Source organism: Leptospira biflexa serovar Patoc strain 'Patoc 1 (Paris)', assembly GCF_000017685.1.
Lineage (GTDB): Bacteria > Spirochaetota > Leptospiria > Leptospirales > Leptospiraceae > Leptospira_A > Leptospira_A biflexa.
Map to the genome: position 1 here is coordinate 2,009,763 of NC_010602.1, position 23,106 is coordinate 2,032,868.

Below are 23,106 nucleotides of genomic sequence, written 5' to 3' on the forward strand. Positions count from 1 at the left end.
CCTTCTACCAGGAAAAACGACCAGTCAAAAAAAACAAGATTCTATTCCGACCAACTCACTTGTGCCACAAGGATCTTCCCTGCCATCAGAGAAAAGGTAAAAATCACATATTGGTTTTGGTTATTGATGTCATACAAAGGGTAAGTCACACCCCATTTCTTACGGAAACGTTCGGACTCCTCTTTGTGTTTTAAAAAATAAGGTTTCCAAGCATAATTGTTTCCAATTTGTCTCGACCGTTCCAAATACCCACCGTTCATCCGATCCAAGTCATACGTAGGAGTGATTTGGTAACCTTCTGCATCACAGACAAACACCTTTAGGATTTCTCGTGGGAGAGAACCAAGGATTTGCCCAAAACGAAAGGGAAAGTCTTCTTCCTTTGAATCCGAAAGCTCATAGAACAAATCTTGCAATTGGTCGATGATCTTCTGTTCCCGGATTCCCTTTTCTCGGAGCTCCCGAGAACGAACGCTGGAAAAGGTTTCGAGGACGGATTTCATTTTATCGGAAAACGTATTCCGATTTAAAAAATGGGGGTTCGGTGTGGAAAAATAATACCCTTGTAAGAGATTGGCTCCCATCGAAAGGGCTAAATTCACCTCTTCCTCCGTTTCAATCCCTTCAAACAGCAGTTGGCTCCCTAATTTTTGGCTCATTTCGGAAATGGCACCTAGGACCTGTTTGAAAGAGTTTTTATTCAAACTCTCTCGCATGATCCGAATGTCCACTTTCATGATGTCGGGGTGGAGGTAACCAATTCGTTCCAAATTGGAAAATCCAGTCCCCAAATCATCAATGGCTATTTTTAAGCCATAATCCCGAAAGATTTGCACAATTTGGATGAGGCGTTCTATGGATCCATCAAATTCATCCTCGGTGATTTCAATCACAACCTGATTGCGATCAATCCCATACTTTTCGATCAGTTGGATGATATGGAAATTTTCGGCAAATAAATCGGTATGATGGACTCGTGAGAGGAAGTTCGGCATCATATTAAAAAATAGTTTAGTCCGCAGGGAACTCTCTTTTAGAGTCTGGACCGCCTTCTCTCGTAAGATCCGGTCAATATTATAAATGGGAACCGGGTCGTGTTCGCGGTTGTGGAAGAGTCCACCTAAAGATTGGTAGGTGTTCTCCTCAGGATTGAACTGCCGGCCGAGTACCTCGTAGGCAGAAATGGAGCGATTGATGGCATTGACGATGGGTTGGAAATGAGGGACAAAGTATGTCTCGTTCCAAAACTGGTTTCCTTCCGTTGATTCCGTTGTGAACATGGTTCCCTTTCTTCCAACCTAGAACTCAGTTCCAAACTGGCAAGAAAAATTCCACATTTTTGGAACAAAATGGACTCATTTTTGACCAACAGAATCCACAATTGTGTCATTTTTGACTCAAATTATGTAGCCGTCTGGGATCGCGGAGTGCCTAGGAACGACGATGATCCCATCTCGGATGCGAACGTATTCATCTTCGTACTCTTGTAAGTTTTGTTCGTTTAACAGCCGAACGTTGGCACCGATGGCACAATCTTTATCGACAATTGTCCGTCGTATTTCGCAGTTAGGTCCAATCCCAATCGGGATTTTCCCTGACTTCCGATCAAAGTAACCATAGTGGTCAAGGCCCATAATGATGGAATCGTAGATTTTGGTCCCGGAAGCTATGAGTTGCCTCACTCCAATGATGGAACGGTGCACCTCACATTGGTTAAGGATGGTCCCTTCTGAAATTAAAGCTTGGTTCACCACCGCCTGATTGATCTTTGACGGTGGCAGGGCCCTTGCCCTCGTATATATAGGGGTTTTCTCTAAGTATAAATTGAATTTCGGAATATGGTCGGTTAACATCAAATTGGCTTCATAAAAGGCTTTGATGGTCCCAATGTCCTCCCAATAACCGTCGTAAGTATACGCTTTTACCTTTCGTTCTTTAATGGCCCTCGGTAGGATTTCCTTTCCGAAATCGGCCATACTTCTGTCTTCTAATACATCAATTAATGTAGAGGTATTAAAGATATAAATCCCCATATTGGCAAGGAAGGATCCGTTTTCTGTCCGACACGATTCTACTTGTGAAAGATCTTGTGGTTTTTCAATGAACTCTTGGATACTCCCACCTACGCCTGCTTTGACGATGCCTAAACCATAAATTTGGTCTTCGGGAATGGCATTTGTGGCCACAGAGATCTGGGTTTCTGGATCCATCAAATGGCTTTGCATAAAGTCAGCAAGGTCCATATTGTACAATTGGTCACCGGAAAGGATGAGTACATACTTTGGTTTTTGTTCTCGGATATAAGGTAAAACCTTCCTTACGGCATCCGCAGTCCCTTCAAACCAATTGGCACTGGAAACTGTTTGTTCCGCCGCAATGATTTCAACAAAACTCTTTTGGTGGATGTTGTTTGTGGCATAGGTCCGATTGATGTGTCGGTTCAGCGAATACGAGTTAAACTGTGTAAGGATGAAAATTTTTTCAAATCCACTATTGAGTGAATTCGAGATGGGGATATCGATCAACCGATACTTCCCGCCAAAACTCACAGCGGGTTTGGAACGTTTTTCCGTTAGAGGCAATAACCTTGTGCCTTTTCCCCCACCTAAAATGATTGTGAGCACTTCATCTTTTTTTAAGATAAAATCCACACAGTCGATTGAGTCTTCTTGGAATCTCATACCTATCCTTATAATGGGATTAGACGAAAAAGCAAGAAAAGGAAAAAGAAGATTCTAATTTTTTAATAGTGCTTCTAAGATTTGTTTGCCGTCCATTTTTCCTGTATAAGGATTCATGGCTCGTTCAGGGTGAGGCATCATTCCCAAAACATTTCCCCTCTCATTACAAATCCCTGCGATGTCATGTAAGGATCCATTTGGATTTTCCCTGTACCGGAATACGACTTGCCCATTTTTTTCTAATCGTTCTAAGGTTTCTGGATCGGCAAAATAAGCACCTTCCCCATGGGCAATGGGAATGGAAAGAGTTCCTTCCATTTTTTTTGCAAAGCTGTTCTCTTTCACTGGGACAAGCTCCACATCCTTACAGATATATTTCAATGTCCTGTTGTGTAATAATGCTCCAGGGAGTAATCCTGATTCGGTGAGAATTTGGAATCCATTACAAACTCCAAGAACCTTCCCACCTTTATTCGCATACTTCACAACTGATTCCATCGACGGGCTAAATTTTGCCATGGCCCCGCATCGCAAGTAATCACCGAAGGAAAAACCTCCAGGTAAAACCACAAGGTCTGGAACATCCTCAAAGGATTCTTTGTACCATGTGTAAATGACTTCTGCTTGGAAGGATTCCTGTAAAACAGAACCAACATCCTTATCACAATTCGAACCAGGAAAGGTGACAACACGAACTTTCATTGAGACTCAACCACTAGTTTGTAAGTTTCAATCACTTGGTTCACAAGCACAGATTCACAAATCCCTTTGGCAATTTCTTCTGCTTCTTTTTGAGAAGAAGCATTCAATTTGATTTCAATGTACTTTCCAACGCGTAAGTCTTGGATTTGTAGTTTCCCTTGGTCGTGAAGGGTACGGAGAACGGTTTGTCCTTGTGGGTCAAGGACCGATTCTTTGAGGGTGACATTTATTTTTGCGACAAACATAAGTTGATTTTCTCTTCCAATTCCAAGTATTTTTTACGTAGTTCCTGAATCAAGGATTCGGGGAGTTGTGGTGGTGGCGGATTTTTGTCCCAAGGAGTCGTTTCGAGCCAATTTCGAAGGATTTGTTTGTCGAAACTGGCGGGAGTTTTTCCCAGGGAATACGTCGATTTGTCCCAATACCGCGAAGAGTCTGGGGTCAAAATTTCATCAATGAGGATGGGTTCGTCGCCTATGAGTCCAAATTCAAATTTGGTATCACACAGTAGGATCCCTTGTTTTGCCATCAAATCATGGGCTTCTTCATAAAGTCGTAGGGATATTTGTTTTACCTTTTGGAAGAGAACTGACCCAACTTCCCTTTCCATGGTTTCTTCGCTCACATTTTCATCATGACCCGAATCATTTTTCCTCGCGGGAGTGAAAATGGGAGAAGGAAATTGGAAAGACTCTTGGATCCCTTTCGGATAAGGAGTTTCTGCAATTGTGCCCGATTGTAAGTATTCTTTCCAAGCAGAACCAGTCAGATACCCCCGTACCACACATTCAAAATCAATTCGTTTTGCTTTTTTGACTAGGACAGAACGTCCAAGTAAACTTGGTTCGTTCTGATACGGTTTTGGAAAAAGATTGGGGTCGTCGGTGACCAAATGATTCGGAATATTTGAAAAATACCGGAACCAATTTGTAGAGATTCGAGTGAGGATTTTTCCTTTGTCTTCGACCGGTTCAGAAAATACAACATCAAAGGCTGAGATCCGATCGGTAGCAACAAGCAAAAGTTTATCCCCTAAATCATAAACATCTCTCACCTTACCTTTATAATGCGGATTTGGTATCATAATTGGATACACACCATTGCCATATCATCACTAGGAGTAGAAACCCCACAAAACTCTAAAATTTTATTTTGAACAGTGGGAAGGATATCCCCTCCAGATACTACAGACTCGTGAAAAATATCTCGCATCCCTTCTTCCGTTATATATTCCATATTTGCATTCATTGCTTCACTTGCCCCATCCGTGTACATAAAAAACTTGGATCCTTGTTTTAAGGAAACAGATTGTACTTCATCATTTGTAATCATATTGATCCCCATAATCATCGGGCTCATACCTTTGAGTAACTTGGTCTCGCCATCCAAATAAATGATAGGAGCTGGGTGTCCCCCATTGATATAAGATAAATTTAAATCTGGATCTATGATCGCATAACAAAATGTAATTGCATAATCTTCAGGTAACACAAGCTCCATATTCTTTCTTAAATGAGAAACTCGTTCTTTCAGACCCATATTGGCCACTAAGTTAAAAAGTTGCATTTTAAACATTGCCCCGATGAGAGCAGCACTCGGTCCATGCCCTGAACAATCCGCGATGACGATATGAAGTTTTTTTTCTTCGATCCAAGTATCCACAAAATCCCCACCAATTTGTAAATAGGGATGGAATAAGGTTTGGGCCTTTATCCCATTCCAAATGAAACTTTTTTCTGGGATGAGTTGGTCTTGGACACGTCTTGCCGTTTGTAATTCTTTTTCGTATTTACTTTTTTGTTGGTATAGTTCGTCTTGCAGGTCTTTTAATCGAATTACAGAATGGATCTTTGCGACTAACTCTCGTTTGTTAAATGGTTTATTGATAAAATCATCACCACCATTTTTCATCGCTTCTTGGAAACCCACTTCCCGGTCAATAGAAGTGATAAAAAGTATAGGAAGCAGTTTGAATTGATCCATCGTTCTTAATTCTCGACAAAACGAAAATCCATCCTGTTCTGGCATATTCACATCCAGTAGGAGTGTGTCGATTGATGTGTTTAGGAGTACGAGTCTTGCTTCTTCCGCTGAATAGGCGGTATAGGTTTTGAATCCTTCCTGTAACAAAAGGTATTTGAGTAGTTCCACATTTTCTGGAACATCGTCTACAATGAGAATTGTATGTTGGCTATCCTTCGGTTCCATAGAAGATTAATTCAATTCAGACCTAAGAGTATTTTTCAGTTCTTGGATCTTTTCGTTTCGATTCGAAAGTAGAAATAAAAACAAAAACAAAAAATGATAAGCCAATACGCCAAGCCACATCGTTTGTTTCATATCCGAATCCATTCCCCCTTTTCCAAGGACACTGCCTGGATGGTTGCCTGGATTTTCAATCCAACGAATGGCACCCCAAGTGAGAACGGCACTCACTGCACAAAGTACAGAAAGGTAGGCAGATAATATGGCCTTTTTTTTTCGGGAAGGCACTAAATAACGGAAGATAAAATAACTGAGTAAGGAAATGCAGAGGATAAAAAATGACTGTAACCTAGCATCTGTTTTGTCCCATGGAACACCCCATGCGCTGTATGCCCAAATAGGACCCGAAAACAAAACTCCGATCGCAAAAACAAAAGCGAGTTGGTTTGCAGTAAAGGCAAGTCGATCCCAAAGTAGATCTTTTTTAAGAAAATAAATCAAAGAAAATACAAAAGACAAGAGGGGTCCGTATAATGCAACCCAGGCGACCGGTACATGGAGGTAAAAGATTCGATGGCTTAGTCCTTGTTCCAAAATCACATTGGGATAAAGGATGGAAACAAAAACGGCAACAACCAATGTGAAACAAACAACGAAATAAAAAATAATGTCGATTGCCGGGTGAATCAGTTTGATTTTACGTTCCATTTTTTTCCAGATTTTCAGACTAGAAAAGAAATTCTAGGAGAAAATACAACTGCCCTACTCATTCTTTAAGGTTTCCACCATCACAGACCCTAAAGTCCCATAAAATAAAAGGAAAAAGAAAAGTAAACCCACCGATGGTAAATAAAACCCGTTCTCAAGCCAATACCGGTTCTCTGCCTCCAGTCCAAATAAAAACAAAGGGATGGAAAACGGTAATTGTAAGAGTGGGATGATGATTTCCTTCAATCGGCTTTCAAAGGCGATGACACCAAGGGATACACCCAAAAACACCAAACAACCACTTCCTAAATTGGCAAAAAGCCACTCCCCTAAGTACCGGTCCAAAGACATATTCTGAAAAAATACCGATAGGACAAGAACAAGGAGTGCATTCACAAGGATGGTACAAAACCAAATGGTGAGGGACTTACTGAGATAAAGTGCGGTTGGACTTACAAAACTTAAACTTGCTTCCCAACCCATCGATTCTCTTTCTTCCCATAAACTTTGGCTGATGATGACAAAATTTAAAATGAATATGATCGCCCATTTCAGGCCTCGAATGCTCCGAGTTGATAAGATCTCATTGACTTCGATCGCAGTATAAAAAATAAAAACGACTGAAACACTTAAGGTAAAAAGCGAAACGATCCCACCGAGGGACCTTCCTATCAGATAAAAATCTTTTTTTAACAGACTAAGAAACAAAAACATTCCCCTGCTGAATGGAAATTTTCCCCGAACATTCTAATTCATTGGGAATGGAATGGAGGACAACAAGGATGAGTCTAGATCCTTTTTCTTCATTGAGAATTCTACTGAGGATGTTTGCGGAATCAAAATCAAGACCCGTGTAAGGTTCGTCGAATAGAATCACTTCCGCAGAAGAAAGTAAAACCCTCATGATCGCTACTTTCTGTTTCATCCCACGAGAAAACAAATGGATGGGATCCCAAATCCGTTTTTCCAATCGAAACAATTTCAAAAGTTGGTTCCTTCGTTCGATCGAATGGGCTCCATCCAAACTAGCAAAATAATCCAAATTTTCTTCTAAACTTAAAGAGGAGTAAAATCCAAGCTCATGGCCAAGGTAGGCAATTTTCTTTTTTCCATTCGGCCAGTGCCAACCGGGTGAGGTTAAGGCTTCATGGAAGATTTTTTTCAGTAAAGTGGACTTTCCCGCGCCATTTTCACCTAGGACGGCGAAAAGGCCATTCTCAAAAAAACTAAGATTCACCTCTCTCAGGATGGTTTTTTCGCCGACAGTAATAGTGAGTCCTTTTGTCTCCAAAAGCATTCGGTTCATTCTACACCATGTTCCATTCACTCTTTACATTCGCACTTCTGTTTTTATTCCCCACTCTCCTATTGGGACAAAAACTAATCGGGAACAAGGAATACCCAGAACTCCTTTGGGGAAAGGATGAAGAGTTCGACACTACCGATTTTCCGAATGGCTCCTATATTTACCATCGAGATGACTTTATCCTCACGCGTGGAAAACTGTATACGGGAGATCCACCCAAATCCAATGGAAGTTTTGTCTATGGAACCGAAACCATTACCAATTCTGGGAAATGGAACAATGATACGATCGATTTACTATTGAATGGGAAACCGAATGGCAGAGGTGAAGTGATCAAACGCCTGGAAGCGGGTGTTCGTTTTGACCCACAGTTTTTTCCGTTCCGATATAATTTGGGAAGATTGTATTCCTTGGAAATGAAATATGAAAAAGCTCTAGTGGAATTTGAATATGCAAAGGCAGAAATGCCAGAGTATTACAAAACCTATTTGCACATTGCAATCCTTTCAGAGATCACAAGACAAATCTATTATGCCATCATGAATTATAAATTGGCAGTACAAAAAAATCCATATGATACAGAAGCGTTGATCCGACTCGCCGATCATTATTTAGCAACAGGATTAAAGAACCGCGCGCTACTTTATCTCAACAAAGCACTCAAAATTGAAGAAGAGAGTCCGAATGTCAAACTTGGATTTGCAAGGCTCGAAATGGAAAAAGGAAACTACCATATTGCCTATAAAATATTTAACCGAACTAGTTTGACAACTGGAGAGGGAAAAGTAAAACCTTACGATAAAAAATTTCATTATTATTTTGCAGAAACAGCATCTAAGGTGACAGATTACGAAACTGCGGAAGAACAATATACAAAGATGTTGAGTTTTGCCAATGATCCATTCTTTGCGACAGTATCCTCAAAGGTGATCGCAAGGAGAAGAGACATTGCGAAAAAATTTGCTGAAGCAAAACGCACTCAATTGGATGATTCTGAAGAAGAAGTCGCACCACCAAACGAATGATCTCTGGATTGTATCAATTCCTTTAAAAGATTTGATTTTGGGTCTTTTAACAACAATTTTGGGTTTCCAAATTCTGTGATCACCCCATCTTCCAAAACAAAAATCTCATCACACATATAAGATAAAAATCCTAAATCATGCGAAACAATGAGCATTCCCAATTTATTTTCTAGATTGATGGATTTTAATTCTTCTGCAATTTTTTTTTGAACCAGGACATCGAGGGCAGTCACCGGTTCATCTAAAAGCAAAAATTCTGGCTTTAATAGTATCGCACGAAGGATTGCGAATCTTTGAAGCTGACCACCACTTAACTCTTGTTTTGTTTTACTTAATAGAGAGATTGGTAAGTCAAATTTTTCGCAAAAAACCTTGATTTGATTTTCTGCTTCTGTTTTTTCTTTGTGATTCAAAAAAAGATTCTTTTGGATTCGAATTGGTTCCAGTAATAACTCACCCATGGTTCCAAAGGGAGAAAAACTTCCAAATGGATCTTGGAATACAGGCTGCAGTTTCGGATTCATTTCCTTGCCTAAACTGATCCCATTCCAGTCCATCTGCCCCTTCCATTGATAACCTTTCACTTTGGGAAGGAGGCCAAGAGCCAATCGAAAGAGAGTCGATTTTCCTGAACCAGACCTTCCAATGAGGCCAGTGATTTGATTCGATTTAGCTTCTAAATGGATCTCTTTTAAAAGGATTTGGTTCCGAATGGTCAGGGAAAGATTTTTGATTCTAAACATATTTTGAATTCGATAAAATCATTGCATTCTCATTTTTCCAAACAACAATGATTGGTAGATGAAGGAGAACAAGAATTGGAGAAAGTAAAAATCACAGAAGTAGGTCCAAGAGACGGATTACAAAATGAAAAAACCATTCTCTCCACTCAGGATAAATTCGAATTCATAAAACGTCTAGTAGAATCTGGTGCCAAACACATTGAACTCACCTCTTTTGTCAGAAAGGATCGGATTCCACAAATGGCAGATGCCATGGAACTCTCCGCTTTAGTTTTACCCTTGTATGCAAAAGATGTTCAATTTTCTTGTTTAACTCCCAATACTAAAGGGTATGAAGGAGCCAAACTTGCTGGATTCAATGAAGTGGCCGTGTTCACTGCTACCTCTGAATCGTTTACCAAAAAAAATATCAACATGACAGTGAAAGAAAGTTTTGAATCCTTCCAACCAATCTTTGGTTTGGCAAAACAAGATGGAATCAAAGTCCGAGGTTATATATCTACTGTTGTTGCCTGTCCCTATGAAGGAAAAATTCCACCTGAAAAAACCTTGGAAGTCGCAGAACGTTTATTAGATGCAGGTGCCTATGAAATTTCTCTAGGAGAAACCATTGGCGTTGCCGTTCCGAATGAAATTGAATCTCTGCTTTCAGTTTTACTGAAAAAAATACCAATCTCTTATCTCAATTGCCATTTTCACGATACCTATGGGATGGCGATTGCCAATACAAAACAAGCACTCTCGATGGGCATTCGTAGTTTTGATAGTTCCGCAGGAGGACTCGGAGGATGTCCTTATGCGAAAGGGGCAGCGGGGAATGTGGCAACAGAAGATTTGGTATATTTTTTATCGAGAGAAGGGTATGATACAGGGATCAACTTAGATTCACTCATACAAGTGAGTCAGTTTATGGAAGCCAAATTGGACCGATCATTCAATTCGAGAACCTATATTGCCAAAAAAAATGTTGGATGATGGATCCCTTCTTAAAACCAAATTAGAAAATTTAATCTCCAAATACCAAAACATATCGTATTTGGAAACAGATCCCATTTGTTTTCCCAAACAATACAAAAATCCACTCGATATCGAATTGGTTTCTCTCATCTCTTGTTTATTTGCTTATGGGAATGTCAAAAACATTCAAAATTTTCTAAAACCTATTTTCTTAGAGATGGGTCCCTCTCCCTATGAATTCTTTGTTTATTCCAACCCTTCTTTTTCAAAATTTTTAAATTCACAAAAAGGTTACCGGTTCCAAACAAAAGAGGATGTGATTGTACTTTTTCTCACCTTACAAAGGATTCTCACAAAAAAGAAACAAACCTCCCCTCTTTTTGAATCCTATTTTTTAGATACAAATGGTAGATTTGATCAAAACACATCGATCCAAAATTTCCAAAAACATTTTGAAACGGAACTGATCAGCACCCTAAAAACGGAAACACTGAGTTATGGATTACAATTTTTAATCGGAAAATGGAAATCAAAATCTCCCAAAAAAAGAATTTCACTTTTTTTACGTTGGATGGTTCGCAATGATTATCCTGATTTTGGATTGTACCAAAACATCAAACCCAATCAAATACCCTATCCAATGGATGTGCATATCCAAAAATTAATCAAGGTTCTTGGGATCAAAAACCAAAAACAAATTCAATTAAACGATGCATTTTTACTCACTGAATTTTTTAAAAAAATCAATTCCAACGATCCGTTGTTATACGATTTTTATCTCACGAGGGTTGGGATTATCGATAAATGTAGAGGGAGTTTTGAAGAGAAGATTTGTAAGGTTTGTGAGTTGAGGGAAGTGTGTTTGGTAGTGCCACGGGGAATTGAACCCCGATTGCAAGGATGAAAACCTTGTGTCCTAACCATTAGACGATGGCACCGTTTCGAAGAACGTGATAAGAGTTGTAGAACTCTTACTTTTGAGTCGTCGGGGATTCGAACCCCGGACCCATTCCTTAAAAGGGAATTGCTCTACCAGCTGAGCTAACGACTCGTTCTGTAGCCAAGAATATCGAACCACCTTTCTCGGTCAACAACTACTTAAAAAAAAGATCGTGAACTCCCCTTTTTTTTTTAGTCCATGATGATCGTGTGATCACGATCGGGTCCAGTCGATACGATCCCAATTTTTGTATTCACTAACTCTTGTAAGGACTTAATATATGACTGACACAGCGGAGGAAGTTTTGCAAAAGAATTGATTCCAGAGATATCATCTTTCCAACCTTTATATTCAGCGAACAATGGTTTAACGTCTTCAAGTCCTTGTGATGGAAAGAAATCCAATTTTTTACCTTTATACTCATATCCAACAACGACTGGGATCGTTTCATAATGACTGAGTACATCTATTTTTGTTAAAACTAGTGAATTGATACCATTTACTGTCACTGCATGTTTGATCATCTGTACATCAAACCAACCGCAACGTCTTGGTCTACCCGTTGTGGATCCATATTCACCACCTAACTTTCGTAAAACATCGCCAGCCTCACCTAAAATTTCAGAAGGGAAAGGACCTTCCCCAACTCGCGTGGCATAAGCTTTTGTAATCCCAATCACATCTTTCAAATACCGAAAACTTACACCTGAACCAGCAAGTGCACCACCCGTGGTAGGATTGGAGCTTGTTACATAGGGATAGGTTCCAAAATCAATATCAAGTCCAGTACCTTGGGCACCTTCTAGTAATACCCTTTTGCCTTTTTCCAATTCAGAATTGAGGTAATACACAGTATTAATGATGTTTTTTCCCATTTTATCAGCAAAATCCAATAAGAAGTCATACATTTCATTTGGATTCACTGGTTCCAAATCGTAGTATTTGACAAGCTCTTGGTTTTTTACTTCCAAGATATGATTCAATTTTCGTTTTAAATTTTCCTTATCAAGTAGATCACCGGCGCGAACTCCATTCCGAAGCATTTTATCCGCATAACACATACCAATCCCTTTTTTCGTGGTACCAATTTTACGTTCAGGAGAAGAACCTGCTTCTCTTGCTTCATCGATCAATCTGTGGTAAGGAAGTAGGATATGGCAGGAATCACTGATGAGAACCTTGTCTTTCACACGAAAGCCATGTGTCTCTAGGTCCGCACATTCTTTCAAAAAATACTCAGGATCGAGAACCACACCATTCCCAATCACACAAGTTGTATTGTCATAAATGATTCCAGATGGAACCAAATGGAAGATATACTTTTTTCCACCAACAACAACCGTGTGACCGGCATTAGCCCCACCTTGGTAACGTACAATGATATCTGTATCTTTTGAAAGGTAATCAATTACTTTTGCCTTTCCTTCATCACCCCACTGGGCTCCAACGACTAAATTTGCAGGCATAAATCCCTCATTTTTCCTTATTTAACATAACTTCGATTGCATCCAAATGCAGTGCAAAACCACATGCATCCTTTTGAATTCCAGTAAAACTTGCATATAAATCATTATAAACACCACCCGCAAACACAGGTTCCGGATCTTGTTCCACATATCCCTGGAACATAAAACCAGTGTAATACGAGAGATCTCGGACGAGAGCAGGATCAAAGATGCAAAAAATCCCTTTCATTTCTTTGTTCCAAACTTCGAAAAAGGAAGTAATGGATTCCAAATCATGTTTTACTTTTAATAATTCATCTTTTGATAAAACAGTTTCTAATGTTTTTTTAAAAACACCCATTTCCGAAGATAGGATCGGTTTTAGTAATAATTGGATGATCTGCATATGAGTCTCAGAAGTATTCTCCCGAGCAGCCAAAGAAACTAGTTCTGGTAAGTTTTTAGTGTATAAAAACTGTCGTAGAACATTTGTTTGTTCTTCGTTCCAACCAAGGATTTCCAAAATCGTACGAAAAAAGGAAGAATGCCCAAATACGAGAGTAAAGGTTTTATTGGGCAATGTATTGTCCCAAAGTTTTTTTAGAATTTTAATTTGCGAAATCAAATGATTTGTATCACTATTTCCCAAACTCTCCACACCTACCTGGAGGACTTCTCGCCGTGATGCGTTCCGTTTTTTATGATCTCTAATTTTTTTGGCAAAGTAATAGACGTTTTGGTTTTCTTCCCAATGAGACCTTGCCGCCATCCCTTTTACCACTTGGAGTGTTAAATCCACACCAGGCGAAAGTTCATTCCCATCCCAATCTTTGGCGACGAGTAAACTTTCCAAACCATCCTGTAATTGAGAACGAAACGAATTGGAATAATCGAAGCTGGGTAAGGTGATTTCAGAATACCCTTCTTTTTCAAAAAGTTCTGAAAACGATTGTAGTAAATTTCGCCGGTTTTTACTTTCTTCCGGACCTAAAAAATGAAATCCATCGGGTATCCATTTCTGTTCCGAGGAAATTGGTTTGTTTTTATGATTCATACCGGGATCTCGATCACCCAAGAAGTCAGTTTAGAGAAATCCTAGATTTACGCAATCAATTGTAAAAATCGAATAGACAAATCGAAACTTTTCAGTACGCTGATGTCGGTTTAGAGGGATACATGACAGAAAAAGAAGCCACTTTGGGACGTTGGCACAAAGAATTTTTTGAGAACATTCACTTATTTGTAAAATCCGGTCTTTCGGAACAAGAAGCAAAGTCCATTTTAGAAGAATTTTTAGTTTTATCCCAATCCACGCCCAAACCCAAGGTGATGGAAATTTTCCAAGAACCAGAACGCCTGGAAGAAATCGGAGTGTACACAGACATCCGTCCAGAACCACGCGATTTTATGCTCAAATTTCTGGATCCGATCATGAATAAATTTAAGGTCGAAGGGACTGAAAATTTAAAACTACTCGATGGGATCATTGGCAGATACCCTGTCACTCTCATCTCAAACCACTTGAGCCATTTGGATGCGCCTGCCATTTTTACCTTACTTTACAACTCAGGCCCAGAAGGTCGTAAGATTGCCGAATCCCTTGTTTTCATTGCAGGTCGCCTCGCCTTTGAACCAGACTTCACTCGCCTCGGTCTTTATATGTTTGGGACCTTACTTGTTTGCTCCAAAAAGGACATGGCAGACAACCCATCCCTTTCCGATGTGATGACCAAAATTAACATGCGTGCCTTCCGTAATTCTCAAAAATTACAATCAGATGGAAAGGTGATCTCCATCTTTCCGGAAGGGACAAGGTCTCGTGATGGAAGGCTTATGCCGTTTGTGGACACAGTTTACCATTATGTGGCAAACAAAGTCATCTTGCCAATCTCACTCGAAGGTACAGAAAAAATCCTTCCCATTGAAGGCTTACTTTTCAACCAAGCAGTTGGTAAACTTGTAATCGGCAAACCTGTGCTAGTCGGTGAGTTAACCAAAAAGGAAATGGAAAGTTTCCCATCTCATATTGAACAAATTTCGTTTCCTGGCACTGGTGACAAAAAACAATTCATCATTGATAACCTTGCACTCCTAGTGGGAAGTAATCTCAATAAACACAAACATGGAACATATCGAAACTTGTATCGAGGTGATGTTAGAGAAACAAACCAACTCATTTCATTACCAAAAAAACCAGAAGAACATGTGGTGATTATTGGTTCTTCCAATATGTCCGTGGCTTTCGCTTGTATCGTCGCCAACAAAAATGTAAAAGTAACAATTTACCATCCCGACTCGGAAATGGTGGCTCGTAGTAATGAAGAAAGACGTGACATCATCCACTACCCAATTTACAAACTGCCACCTAACATAGAGTTTTCGGACAAACCTGATGTGTTAGAATCAGCGACTCTTTTTGTCCAAGGAACAAACCCTTGGGAGTTTGACGCTGTTTATTCAAAAATCAGAACGTATTTACAAAAAAACAAGTCCCCAATGGTGAATGTGATCAAAGGATTTACCGGATCCAAAAAAGGACTCATCCTGGAAGATCTAAATGAATTACTTCTCATCGAAAGGGAACGTTTGGCGGTTGTATCTGGTGCCTGTTACCCAGACCAAATCATGGAACGTAAGATATCTGGTTTTGAAATCTCTGCTTTTGAAGATTCTCTCATCCCCAAATTAAAAGAACTCCTCTCGAATAATTATGTGTTCACAAGACCTGCGATCAACTCAAGAGACACCAAAGGTGTCCAACTCGGAGGAGCGCTCAAAACCATTTATGCACTTGCAATGGGACTTGTGGAAGGTTATTTCAAACGCGAATTAGGTGGTAATGTCGATAACACCCTATTCCATTTAAGCAATCGATTCTTCAATGAAATGGTTTCGATAGGAGTTTTACTCGGCGGGGATCCAACCACATTCAATGGATTGTCGGGTATGACCGATTTTATGTTGGCTTGTTTTGGATCCGACACTCGGGACCGTAAGTACGGATATGATCTTGCCTATGGTACAAGACCAGAAAAGATCACCAATGGTTTTTATGGTTTAAAGGTATTACCGAATCTCATCCAACTTGACGAAAAAAGGCACCCGATCGTCGCTTCCGCTTACAAAACTGTCATCCAAAATCAAAACTTTGACGTCGTCGCAGAAGAATTGCAGAAGCAGTTGGCTAGAGTTTAGGAAGAGAAACGAGAAAAACAGTCTGGCCAGGTTCGGAAAACAATTGAATTTGGCCTTTATGCCTTTCTTCCACTGATTGTTTGACAATCCCGAGGCCAAGCCCAGTCCCTTCTCCTTTTTCTTTTGTGGTAAAAAAAGGTTCAAAGATCCGCCTTTGCACAGCCAATGGGATTCCAGGGCCATCGTCTTTGATGGAGACCTCAACATCAGTTCCAGTTTCTTCTACTTGAATGGTTAATTTCCCTTTAAAGTGCATCGCTTGTAATGCATTATAAATCAAGTTGGTCCAGATTTGGATGAGTTCATCTGGATACCCCATAATCATAGGGTTGGCATTGTACAAACGAATGCACTCAATCCCTGACTTCATTTTATTTTGATACAAAGTAAGAACAGTTTCAATTGTATCAATGATATTGATCTGGATTTTTGCAGATCCACGGTCCATTCTTCCATAATTTTTTAAACTATAAACAATCTTTGAAGTACGTTCCACTGCCAAACGAATGGATTCAATGCTTCGTAAAGAATAGAGTTCGTTCAAAATGATACTTAAAATGGGGGTGTTTTTAAGTTTCACAACAAAATTAGTATTTTCTAATATAAAATCGGAAACGCCTAAATCAACGATACGGTCCGCTAAATCATATGGCGAATCGATGCTTACTGATACAAATAAGGCTTCTAAATTCTTTTTAATTTTCCTTGTTTCGGCAAAACTATGCGTTTTTGGTTTCGCTTGGAATAATTCGGAAATCCATTGAATGATCCCTTCTGCATCCTCATCAGAATATTTCCCCATACAATTCCTGATTTCCAGAAGACGAGATGCAAAATCACCCAATCGGTTTTGTAATTGTTCACTAAAGGCTGAGATTGCCGCAAGAGGGTTATTAATTTCATGTGCGACACTCGCGACAAGTTGGCCAAGGGTTGCCATTTTTTCGGAAAGGATCAATTGGTCTTGGGTTTTTTGTAAATCTTCCAGGATCCGATTAAGATCCTTCGTCCGTTCTTTGACTGCAAATTCGAGTGCTTCTTTGTTTTGTTTGGCTTCTGTAATATCAATGAGGATTGCAAGGAGGGTAGAACGTCCATCGTGGTTGAGTATGGTATTACCCGATACAATATGCCGAATTTCTCCAGATTTCATTCGGAGACTTGCTTCCATTCCCGTACTCCAACCTTTTTTTTGGACTTCGGCCAATAACCTCGCACGATCCAATTTGGTGATCCAAATATTCAATTCATGTGAGGTTCGTCCGATGATTTCTTCACGGTCAAATCCGACGAGTCGGCAATACGCTTCATTGACATCATCGTATCTTCCTGTTTCTGCATTCGATAAACTGACAGCTGCAGGGTTTAACCTAAACACACTTTCAAATAATTCTTTGCTGATTTTTAATTCTTTTTGGAGGGCATTGGCTAGTGTTTCTTTTTCTTTCAATGCCGAGATGTTTTGTCCCGCACTCAGAAGGTATTTGCCACCTTCCACAATTTTCCCACTGAATAGAATTGTGACCGTCTCACCCGTTTTTGTGACGAGCGGAACTTCAAAGTTCAAAACAAAACCTTCTGAATTTAATTTCGAAAGGATTATTTCCCGATCTTCGAGATTTGAATAAATACCCAAATCCACTGTCGTTTTTCCAATTACCTCATCCCTATTTCGCCCAAGCCACCTGCAATACACCTCATTTGCCTCAACATAAAGTCCAGTTTGCATATCAGTGATGGCCATCCCAATAGGACTTTCAATGAAGCTGGTTTGCCAAATGGGATCAGAAATAGGTAAAGAAGAATCCATAGTTTTCGGAGGTTAGAATTTAATGGAAATAAAAAGGTTGGCAATAAAAAAACCTACCTAAGCGGACACTTAAGTAGGTTTTTCACCACGGAATTCGTGTTAGCGGAGAAACTTAATTGGAAGCAGCGGCCTTTTCTTTTTTGGCTTTTTTAGGCTTTTCTTCTTTTTTTGCTGGTTTTTTCTCTTCACGTTTTGCTTTCGCTTCCGCTTTGAGTTCGTCTTGTGTTTTTCTGTCCACAAGTTCCAAAATTCCCATTGCCGTGTTGTCAGAAGGACGGTTTACCAATCGAATGATTCGTGTGTATCCACCCACTCTTTCTGCATATCGGTTCGCAAGGTCTTTCAAAAGTTTTGTAACGATTTCTTGATCACCAAGATGACTGTAAAGGTATCTTGTATTGTGTAAAATCGCAGCATTTTTCTTTTGTTCGTCAAGATTGGCTAAATTTGCATCCAAATTTCGTTTTGCTCTAGTGATGATTCGTTCTGCATAAGAACGAGCCACCTTCAGTTTCGCAACGGAAGATTCAATTCTTTCGTGGCGAAGTAAAGAGATTACCATATTTTGGATCATAGCTTTTCTATGATCAGCGGATCTGTTGAGTTGTTTAACTTTATTACGTTTATTCATCTTAAAAATCTCTCATACCGAACGAAAGTCCCATAGAGGAAAGTTTTGCTTTCAACTCTAACAAACTTTGTTCGCTGAAATGTTTTGATTTCGTCATTTCGTCTTCTGATCTCTTCACGAGCTCACCAATGAAGTCAATTTCCAAACTGCGAAGAACGTTTGTAGAACGAACAGAAAGTTCCAATTCTTCAACGTGTTTTGATAAAGCTGCTTTCAGTTTTTCATCAGCTTCATCCAACTCTTCTTCTTCTTCTTCGATTTCTTCTTCAAAGTTAATGAAAACAGTTAAGTGGTCTTTTAGAATTTTGGCTGCTTGCGCTACTGCATCTTCTGGAGATACAGAACCGTCAGTCCAAACTTCCATCGTCAATTTTTCGTAATCAGAACGTTGTGCGACTCGAGTTTCTGATACTTCAAACAATACTTTTTGAATCGGTGAAAAGATAGAATCGATTGGAATCGTTCCCAATACTTCAATGTCTTTCTTTTTGTCTTCCGCAGGAACGTAACCACGTCCTCTTTGGATTTCCAAATCCATTATCAAATTGGCATCCTCATTGAGGGTTGCAATATGAAGGTCTGGGTTCATGATTTCAATCGAAGAATCAACTGCTAGGTCAGCCGCACGAAAGTAACCTGCACCTTTTAATTCAAGGTGGATCACTTTGCTTGCTTCTTTGTCTTCCGGCTCGTATTTGATTCGAACTTGTTTTAAGTTAAGAATGATACGAGTTACGTCTTCTGCTACACCTTCAATATAAGAGAACTCGTGTGAGACTCCTTCAATCCGAATCGCGGAGATCGCCGCGCCTTCAATAGAAGACATAAGTGTACGACGAAGGGAGTTCCCAATCGTTGTACCAATTCCTCTTTCGAAAGGTTCTGCAACAAACTTACCGTAGTTTGGTGTATTCACATCGGTAGTGAATTCGATTTTTTTGGGTCTTTTAAAACCTTTTAATAAATTCTTTGGAGACAATGTCGTATCCTTCTTCTCTAAATTCTTACTTCGAGTACAACTCTACGATTACCTGTTCTTTCACAGGGATATCAATATGATCTCTTGTTGGAAGTGACAACACTTCTCCTGAGAACTTGGCATAATCAACGCTCACCCAAGAAGCAGTACGATTGATCGCTTGGGCTAATTTGATATTTTCTTCGATAAACGCGGATTTTTGGAATTTCTCACGGATTTCGATTTTATCACCAATATTCACTCGATAAGAACAAATGTCCACTCGGTGTCCATTCACAAGGATGTGTCTGTGTGCCACAAAGTTACGAGCTTGTCTTCTAGTTACAGCAAATCCCATACGATAAAGAACGTTATCCAATCTTCTTTCGAGGAATTGGAGTAAGTTCTCACCAGGAATTCCTGGAGTGTGAGACGCTTCTTCAAAGTATCTACGGAATTGTTTTTCTAAAACTCCGTAAGCGCGTTTTACTTTTTGTTTTTCACGAAGCTGAGCTCCGTATTCAGTGATCTTTCCTTTTTTCTTAGGAGGAAGACCTGGTGGGTACTTTCTCTTTTCAAGGGAAGATTTTTCTTTATGTAATGTATGACTATTTTTGAGAAAGAGGTTAAGTCCCTCTCTTCTCATCAATTTAACAACTGGACCTCGGTAACGTGCCATATCTAATTCCTACACCCTTCTTCTTTTTCGTGGTCGGCACCCATTGTGCGGGAGCGGAGTTACGTCTTTAATGAGTTTGATTGATAGACCTTTTGTGGTCAAAGAACGAATGGCAGATTCACGTCCAATCCCTGGACCTGATACCATTACATCCACTTCAGAAAGACCTGCTGCTTCAATTGCTTTGTCTGCAGCGTTGGTTGCTGCCACTTGTGCAGCATAAGGAGTGGATTTTTTGGATCCACGAAATCCCATCATTCCAGAAGAAGACCAAGATAGAACGTTTCCAGCCATATCCGTAATGGATACGATTGTATTGTTAAACGAAGCTTGGATATAAACCTTACCCCGTGGAACGTTCTTCTTCTCTTTTTTCTTAACCTTTTTGGTATCTTTTTTATTTTTTGCGTCTTTTTCAGCCATGGATTAGTCCTCTACTTAGTAGCCTTTTTCTTGTTAGCTACAGTTTTCTTGACTCCCTTACGGGTTCTTGCGTTGGTTCTCGTTCTTTGTCCGTTGACTGGTAGTCCACGTCTATGTCGGAACCCTCTGTAGCAACCAACGTCCATCAATCGTTTGATGTTAAGGTTGACTTCAGAACGAAGATCCCCTTCTACCTGGTATGATTCTTCAATGACTCGTCGGATCGCGGCTTCATGTTCGTCCGAGAGGTCCTTCACCCTGATAGATTCGTCAATTCCTGCTTTTTTCAGGATATTTTGAGAGGATGTCTTACCAATACCAAATATGTATGTAAGACCGATCACTATTCTTTTGTTTGATGGTAAATCAACACCCGCGATACGTGCCATATCTTCCTATCTTTGCCTTTGTTTGTGTTTTGGGTTCGTGCAAATCACTCGGATTACACCTTTTCTGCGAATGACTTTGCATTCCGGACAGATTTTTTTGACTGATGCTCTAACTTTCATTATAGGTTCCTATTTCTTTCTGTAAGTGATACGGCCCTTGGTTAAGTCATAAGGAGAAAGTTCCACAGTGACTTTGTCTCCAGGTAGGATACGAATGTAATGCATACGCATCTTTCCTGAAATGTGCGCTAGAACTTTGTGCCCATTCTCTAGTTCCACACGGAACATCGCATTTGGTAAAGGTTCTAAAACGGTTCCGTCAATAGTGATTGCTTCTTCCTTAGCCAGGGTCTATCTCCTACTAGATTGATTTTAAAATAGTGTTAGTGATTTCTTCCATACTTCCCAAACCATTGATTTGCCGAAGGATCCCTGTGGCTTTATAAAAGTCAATGAGGGGCAACGTCTTGGTGTTGTAAGTATGCAGACGGTTTTTGATGGTCTCTTCGTTGTCATCCGAGCGTCCTTCTTTGATCGCTCTACCTAGCAACCGTTTGACGAGTTCTTCGTCAGGAACGTCTAGGTTGACAACGGAGTCGAGCTCCATGTGAAGCTCTTTGAGGATTTCCGAGAGAGCCTTTGCTTGCTCCACCGTCCTAGGAAATCCATCCAAAATGAATCCATTTGCACAATCAGCTTCGACCAAACGGTCGCGGATAATGCCTATAACGACAGCATCTGGAACAAGGTCTCCAGCGTCCATATATTTTTTTGCTTCAATCCCCATAGCGGTGCCATTTTTTACAGCCGCACGGAGGATATCACCTGTGGAAATCTGAGGGATATTGTATTTCTCTTTGATGATGTCAGCTTGTGTTCCCTTTCCAGCACCTGGAGGGCCCATAAATATGAGTCTCTTCATTCGTTACACTCTTCCCTTGATTTTAGTCTTTTTCATGAAACCTTCGTAATTTCTCATGAGGAGTTGGGCTTCGATCTGTTTTAAGGTTTCGAGTGCCACACCCACCATAATGAGTAGAGAAGTTCCCCCGAATGTATACACTAAAGTTCCGCCACCGGTATTAGATCCGAGATTTAAGAATTTAATGATAAGATAAGGAGCAAGAGCAAGACCAGCAAGGAAAAGAGCACCCGGTAAGGTGATTCGATTCAGAATTTTCTCAATCATTTCTTTGGTTTGGCTTCCTGGACGAACTCCTGGAATGAACCCACCATATTTTTTTAAGTTATCAGCTAACTCTTGTGGGTTGAACTGAATCGCTGTATAAAAATAAGCAAAGAAGATGATGAGAGAAGTATAAATCACATAATAAAATAAAGCATGGTACCAGATTTGTGAAAATGGATTAAAATAGTCCATAATCACAGCCCAACCTGCCCATTGACCACCCTTCGACGATAACCACTGAACAATTGTTTGTGGGAATAGAATCAAAGATGATGCAAAGATAATTGGCATTACATTCGCACTGTTCACTTTAAAAGGGATGGATTGGCTACGAGCCTGAACCATCTTTCTACCCACCATTTGTTTTCCATAATTCAATGGTACCCGGCGGACCCCTTGGGTTAAAATCACAGTTAAGGAAATGAGAACAATAAAGATGATGATGAGAATGAGAATGCTAAGCGCATCTGAAGTATCAGAAGTAAACATCGCAATGAGTGCTTCTGGCATACGACCAATGATACCCGCGAAAATAATGAGAGAGATACCGTTTCCGATCCCTCGTTCCGTGATCTGTTCCCCGAGCCAAATGAGAAGCACAGTCCCTGTTGTGATGGAAAGCATCGCAATTGGTAAAAAGTAACCTTCCACTGACGGATTGATAAGACCAGGATACTTGGCTTGTGCGTTTCCTGATCCAGTAGACCAAGAATTTGCCAATTGGATCACAGCAAGAGACTGAATCGCACAAAGGATGAGCGTTCCGTACTTCGTATACTGTTGGATCTTTTTTCTGCCCTCTTCTCCTTCCTTTTGCATCTTTTGCAGACTTGGAATGAGAACCATCACAAGTTGCATGATGATGGAAGAAGAGATATAAGGCATGATCCCTAATGCAAAAATAGAAAATTTGAGAAGAGCACCACCAGCAAACAAATCCACCATTCCAAGGAAACCTTCACTTGGATCGGCAGTAATGCCCGTCACAATCAAACTGTTGATACCAGGAATGGTCACGTGAGTTCCCATTCTAAAAAGTAACAACATACCGATCGTAAATAGGATTTTAGATCTTAATTCCGGGATTCGAAAGATGTTAGCGATGGTTTGAAACATGGGT

Annotated in this window: 26 protein-coding genes and 2 tRNA genes; 4 read left to right on the top strand and 24 right to left on the bottom strand. The window is 40.1% G+C overall.

Translation table 11 applies throughout. The features are described 5' to 3' along the window. Window positions 1-41: 41 nt before the first annotated feature. From LEPBI_RS09485 to LEPBI_RS09525, 9 genes are all read right to left on the bottom strand, one after another. On the bottom strand, window positions 42-1,280 hold the full coding sequence (locus LEPBI_RS09485; RefSeq protein ID WP_012388902.1) for an EAL domain-containing protein: 1,239 nt from the start codon (window positions 1,278-1,280) through the stop codon (window positions 42-44). A gap of 117 nt (window positions 1,281-1,397) precedes the next feature. After that, the gene (locus LEPBI_RS09490) at window positions 1,398-2,681 is read right to left on the bottom strand and encodes a sugar phosphate nucleotidyltransferase (protein ID WP_012388903.1); all 1,284 of its coding nucleotides are present in this window, start codon (window positions 2,679-2,681) and stop codon (window positions 1,398-1,400) included. A gap of 54 nt (window positions 2,682-2,735) precedes the next feature. Beyond that, on the bottom strand, window positions 2,736-3,383 hold the full coding sequence (gene purQ, locus LEPBI_RS09495; protein WP_012388904.1) for a phosphoribosylformylglycinamidine synthase subunit PurQ: 648 nt from the start codon (window positions 3,381-3,383) through the stop codon (window positions 2,736-2,738). After that, window positions 3,380-3,628 carry a phosphoribosylformylglycinamidine synthase subunit PurS gene (gene purS / locus LEPBI_RS09500; protein ID WP_012388905.1) on the bottom strand — a complete coding sequence of 83 codons (249 nt, stop codon included), beginning with the start codon at window positions 3,626-3,628 and terminating at the stop codon, window positions 3,380-3,382. Before purS ends, purQ begins: the two co-directional genes overlap by 4 nt. Next, window positions 3,610-4,467, bottom strand: a complete 858-nt coding sequence (locus LEPBI_RS09505; RefSeq protein ID WP_012388906.1) for a phosphoribosylaminoimidazolesuccinocarboxamide synthase — start codon at window positions 4,465-4,467, stop codon at window positions 3,610-3,612. Before LEPBI_RS09505 ends, purS begins: the two co-directional genes overlap by 19 nt. Then, a complete protein-coding gene (locus LEPBI_RS09510) occupies window positions 4,464-5,591 on the bottom strand; it encodes a PP2C family protein-serine/threonine phosphatase (RefSeq protein WP_012388907.1) in 1,128 nt (375 codons plus the stop codon). Before LEPBI_RS09510 ends, LEPBI_RS09505 begins: the two co-directional genes overlap by 4 nt. A 6-nt stretch (window positions 5,592-5,597) precedes the next feature. After that, a complete protein-coding gene (ccsA, locus tag LEPBI_RS09515) occupies window positions 5,598-6,296 on the bottom strand; it encodes a cytochrome c biogenesis protein CcsA (protein ID WP_012388908.1) in 699 nt (232 codons plus the stop codon). Between the two features lie 54 nt (window positions 6,297-6,350). After that, window positions 6,351-7,004, bottom strand: a complete 654-nt coding sequence (locus LEPBI_RS09520; protein ID WP_049756005.1) for a heme exporter protein CcmB — start codon at window positions 7,002-7,004, stop codon at window positions 6,351-6,353. Continuing rightward, window positions 6,994-7,602, bottom strand: coding sequence for an ABC transporter ATP-binding protein (locus LEPBI_RS09525; protein WP_012388910.1), 609 nt, complete (start codon window positions 7,600-7,602; stop codon window positions 6,994-6,996). The genes LEPBI_RS09520 and LEPBI_RS09525 overlap by 11 nt, the downstream gene beginning before the upstream one ends. Window positions 7,603-7,610: 8 nt before the next feature. Here LEPBI_RS09525 and LEPBI_RS09530 point away from each other — a divergent pair, with 8 nt between their 5' ends. Further along, window positions 7,611-8,627, top strand: a complete 1,017-nt coding sequence (locus tag LEPBI_RS09530) for a tetratricopeptide repeat protein (protein ID WP_012476292.1) — start codon at window positions 7,611-7,613, stop codon at window positions 8,625-8,627. Here LEPBI_RS09530 and LEPBI_RS09535 read toward each other — a convergent pair. Next, a complete protein-coding gene (locus LEPBI_RS09535) occupies window positions 8,582-9,370 on the bottom strand; it encodes an ABC transporter ATP-binding protein (protein ID WP_012388912.1) in 789 nt (262 codons plus the stop codon). The genes LEPBI_RS09530 and LEPBI_RS09535 overlap by 46 nt on opposite strands. Window positions 9,371-9,445: 75 nt before the next feature. Here LEPBI_RS09535 and LEPBI_RS09540 point away from each other — a divergent pair, with 75 nt between their 5' ends. Both LEPBI_RS09540 and LEPBI_RS18895 read left to right on the top strand, forming a co-directional pair. Further along, the gene (locus LEPBI_RS09540) at window positions 9,446-10,345 is read left to right on the top strand and encodes a hydroxymethylglutaryl-CoA lyase (RefSeq protein WP_012388913.1); all 900 of its coding nucleotides are present in this window, start codon (window positions 9,446-9,448) and stop codon (window positions 10,343-10,345) included. Then, complete coding sequence (locus tag LEPBI_RS18895) at window positions 10,335-11,231, top strand: TIGR02757 family protein (RefSeq protein ID WP_012388914.1); 897 nt, start codon at window positions 10,335-10,337, stop codon at window positions 11,229-11,231. The genes LEPBI_RS09540 and LEPBI_RS18895 overlap by 11 nt, the downstream gene beginning before the upstream one ends. On the opposite strand, the gene LEPBI_RS09545 is transcribed toward LEPBI_RS18895, so the two are convergent. From LEPBI_RS09545 to LEPBI_RS09560, 4 genes are all read right to left on the bottom strand, one after another. Beyond that, window positions 11,191-11,265, bottom strand: a tRNA-Glu gene (locus LEPBI_RS09545). The genes LEPBI_RS18895 and LEPBI_RS09545 overlap by 41 nt on opposite strands. A gap of 40 nt (window positions 11,266-11,305) precedes the next feature. Continuing rightward, a tRNA-Lys gene (locus tag LEPBI_RS09550) sits at window positions 11,306-11,378 on the bottom strand. Window positions 11,379-11,458: 80 nt separating this feature from the next. Continuing rightward, the gene (locus tag LEPBI_RS09555; RefSeq protein ID WP_012388915.1) at window positions 11,459-12,733 is read right to left on the bottom strand and encodes an adenylosuccinate synthase; all 1,275 of its coding nucleotides are present in this window, start codon (window positions 12,731-12,733) and stop codon (window positions 11,459-11,461) included. A 7-nt stretch (window positions 12,734-12,740) separates the two neighbouring features. Beyond that, window positions 12,741-13,766 carry an ATP phosphoribosyltransferase regulatory subunit gene (locus LEPBI_RS09560; protein WP_012476293.1) on the bottom strand — a complete coding sequence of 342 codons (1,026 nt, stop codon included), beginning with the start codon at window positions 13,764-13,766 and terminating at the stop codon, window positions 12,741-12,743. 122 nt (window positions 13,767-13,888) lie between these two features. On the opposite strand from LEPBI_RS09560, the gene LEPBI_RS09565 reads away from it, so the two are divergent. Beyond that, entirely contained in the window at window positions 13,889-15,907 is a 2,019-nt protein-coding gene (locus LEPBI_RS09565; protein ID WP_012388917.1) for a 1-acyl-sn-glycerol-3-phosphate acyltransferase, read from the top strand. Here LEPBI_RS09565 and LEPBI_RS09570 read toward each other — a convergent pair. From LEPBI_RS09570 to secY, 10 genes are all read right to left on the bottom strand, one after another. Beyond that, complete coding sequence (locus LEPBI_RS09570) at window positions 15,897-17,717, bottom strand: PAS domain-containing sensor histidine kinase (protein WP_012476294.1); 1,821 nt, start codon at window positions 17,715-17,717, stop codon at window positions 15,897-15,899. The genes LEPBI_RS09565 and LEPBI_RS09570 overlap by 11 nt on opposite strands. A gap of 112 nt (window positions 17,718-17,829) precedes the next feature. Then, on the bottom strand, window positions 17,830-18,348 hold the full coding sequence (rplQ, locus tag LEPBI_RS09575) for a 50S ribosomal protein L17 (RefSeq protein ID WP_012388919.1): 519 nt from the start codon (window positions 18,346-18,348) through the stop codon (window positions 17,830-17,832). Window position 18,349: 1 nt separating this feature from the next. After that, window positions 18,350-19,327 carry a DNA-directed RNA polymerase subunit alpha gene (locus LEPBI_RS09580; RefSeq protein WP_012388920.1) on the bottom strand — a complete coding sequence of 326 codons (978 nt, stop codon included), beginning with the start codon at window positions 19,325-19,327 and terminating at the stop codon, window positions 18,350-18,352. Between the two features lie 25 nt (window positions 19,328-19,352). Continuing rightward, on the bottom strand, window positions 19,353-19,985 hold the full coding sequence (rpsD, locus tag LEPBI_RS09585; protein ID WP_012388921.1) for a 30S ribosomal protein S4: 633 nt from the start codon (window positions 19,983-19,985) through the stop codon (window positions 19,353-19,355). Window positions 19,986-19,994: 9 nt separating this feature from the next. After that, on the bottom strand, window positions 19,995-20,408 hold the full coding sequence (gene rpsK / locus LEPBI_RS09590) for a 30S ribosomal protein S11 (protein ID WP_012388922.1): 414 nt from the start codon (window positions 20,406-20,408) through the stop codon (window positions 19,995-19,997). A gap of 11 nt (window positions 20,409-20,419) precedes the next feature. Beyond that, window positions 20,420-20,797: a 30S ribosomal protein S13 gene (rpsM, locus tag LEPBI_RS09595; RefSeq protein WP_012388923.1), complete on the bottom strand. Its 378-nt coding sequence runs from the start codon at window positions 20,795-20,797 to the stop codon at window positions 20,420-20,422. A 6-nt stretch (window positions 20,798-20,803) separates the two neighbouring features. Beyond that, the gene (rpmJ, locus tag LEPBI_RS18900; RefSeq protein WP_002974084.1) at window positions 20,804-20,917 is read right to left on the bottom strand and encodes a 50S ribosomal protein L36; all 114 of its coding nucleotides are present in this window, start codon (window positions 20,915-20,917) and stop codon (window positions 20,804-20,806) included. A 9-nt stretch (window positions 20,918-20,926) separates the two neighbouring features. Then, window positions 20,927-21,145 (bottom strand): translation initiation factor IF-1, encoded by a 219-nt coding sequence (gene infA, locus LEPBI_RS09600; protein ID WP_012476295.1) that lies wholly within the window; start codon window positions 21,143-21,145, stop codon window positions 20,927-20,929. 13 nt (window positions 21,146-21,158) lie between these two features. Continuing rightward, a complete protein-coding gene (locus LEPBI_RS09605) occupies window positions 21,159-21,719 on the bottom strand; it encodes an adenylate kinase (RefSeq protein ID WP_012388924.1) in 561 nt (186 codons plus the stop codon). Window positions 21,720-21,722: 3 nt separating this feature from the next. Then, a complete protein-coding gene (gene secY, locus LEPBI_RS09610; RefSeq protein ID WP_012388925.1) occupies window positions 21,723-23,102 on the bottom strand; it encodes a preprotein translocase subunit SecY in 1,380 nt (459 codons plus the stop codon). Window positions 23,103-23,106: the final 4 nt, after the last annotated feature.

Coding starts and splice junctions, on each gene's coding strand:
- LEPBI_RS09525 (WP_012388910.1), bottom strand. CDS start 7,602: ATGAACCGAATGCTTTTGGAGACAAAAGGACTCACTATTACTGTCGGC.
- ccsA (WP_012388908.1), bottom strand. CDS start 6,296: ATGGAACGTAAAATCAAACTGATTCACCCGGCAATCGACATTATTTTT.
- rpsD (WP_012388921.1), bottom strand. CDS start 19,985: ATGGCACGTTACCGAGGTCCAGTTGTTAAATTGATGAGAAGAGAGGGA.
- LEPBI_RS09565 (WP_012388917.1), top strand. CDS start 13,889: ATGACAGAAAAAGAAGCCACTTTGGGACGTTGGCACAAAGAATTTTTT.
- secY (WP_012388925.1), bottom strand. CDS start 23,102: ATGTTTCAAACCATCGCTAACATCTTTCGAATCCCGGAATTAAGATCT.
- purS (WP_012388905.1), bottom strand. CDS start 3,628: ATGTTTGTCGCAAAAATAAATGTCACCCTCAAAGAATCGGTCCTTGAC.
- rpmJ (WP_002974084.1), bottom strand. CDS start 20,917: ATGAAAGTTAGAGCATCAGTCAAAAAAATCTGTCCGGAATGCAAAGTC.
- rpsK (WP_012388922.1), bottom strand. CDS start 20,408: ATGGCTGAAAAAGACGCAAAAAATAAAAAAGATACCAAAAAGGTTAAG.
- LEPBI_RS09535 (WP_012388912.1), bottom strand. CDS start 9,370: ATGTTTAGAATCAAAAATCTTTCCCTGACCATTCGGAACCAAATCCTT.
- LEPBI_RS09560 (WP_012476293.1), bottom strand. CDS start 13,766: ATGAATCATAAAAACAAACCAATTTCCTCGGAACAGAAATGGATACCC.
- LEPBI_RS09555 (WP_012388915.1), bottom strand. CDS start 12,733: ATGCCTGCAAATTTAGTCGTTGGAGCCCAGTGGGGTGATGAAGGAAAG.
- LEPBI_RS09530 (WP_012476292.1), top strand. CDS start 7,611: ATGTTCCATTCACTCTTTACATTCGCACTTCTGTTTTTATTCCCCACT.
- LEPBI_RS09485 (WP_012388902.1), bottom strand. CDS start 1,280: ATGTTCACAACGGAATCAACGGAAGGAAACCAGTTTTGGAACGAGACA.
- LEPBI_RS09605 (WP_012388924.1), bottom strand. CDS start 21,719: ATGAAGAGACTCATATTTATGGGCCCTCCAGGTGCTGGAAAGGGAACA.
- LEPBI_RS18895 (WP_012388914.1), top strand. CDS start 10,335: ATGTTGGATGATGGATCCCTTCTTAAAACCAAATTAGAAAATTTAATC.
- LEPBI_RS09570 (WP_012476294.1), bottom strand. CDS start 17,717: ATGGATTCTTCTTTACCTATTTCTGATCCCATTTGGCAAACCAGCTTC.
- LEPBI_RS09510 (WP_012388907.1), bottom strand. CDS start 5,591: ATGGAACCGAAGGATAGCCAACATACAATTCTCATTGTAGACGATGTT.
- rplQ (WP_012388919.1), bottom strand. CDS start 18,348: ATGAATAAACGTAATAAAGTTAAACAACTCAACAGATCCGCTGATCAT.
- rpsM (WP_012388923.1), bottom strand. CDS start 20,797: ATGGCACGTATCGCGGGTGTTGATTTACCATCAAACAAAAGAATAGTG.
- purQ (WP_012388904.1), bottom strand. CDS start 3,383: ATGAAAGTTCGTGTTGTCACCTTTCCTGGTTCGAATTGTGATAAGGAT.
- LEPBI_RS09490 (WP_012388903.1), bottom strand. CDS start 2,681: ATGAGATTCCAAGAAGACTCAATCGACTGTGTGGATTTTATCTTAAAA.
- LEPBI_RS09505 (WP_012388906.1), bottom strand. CDS start 4,467: ATGATACCAAATCCGCATTATAAAGGTAAGGTGAGAGATGTTTATGAT.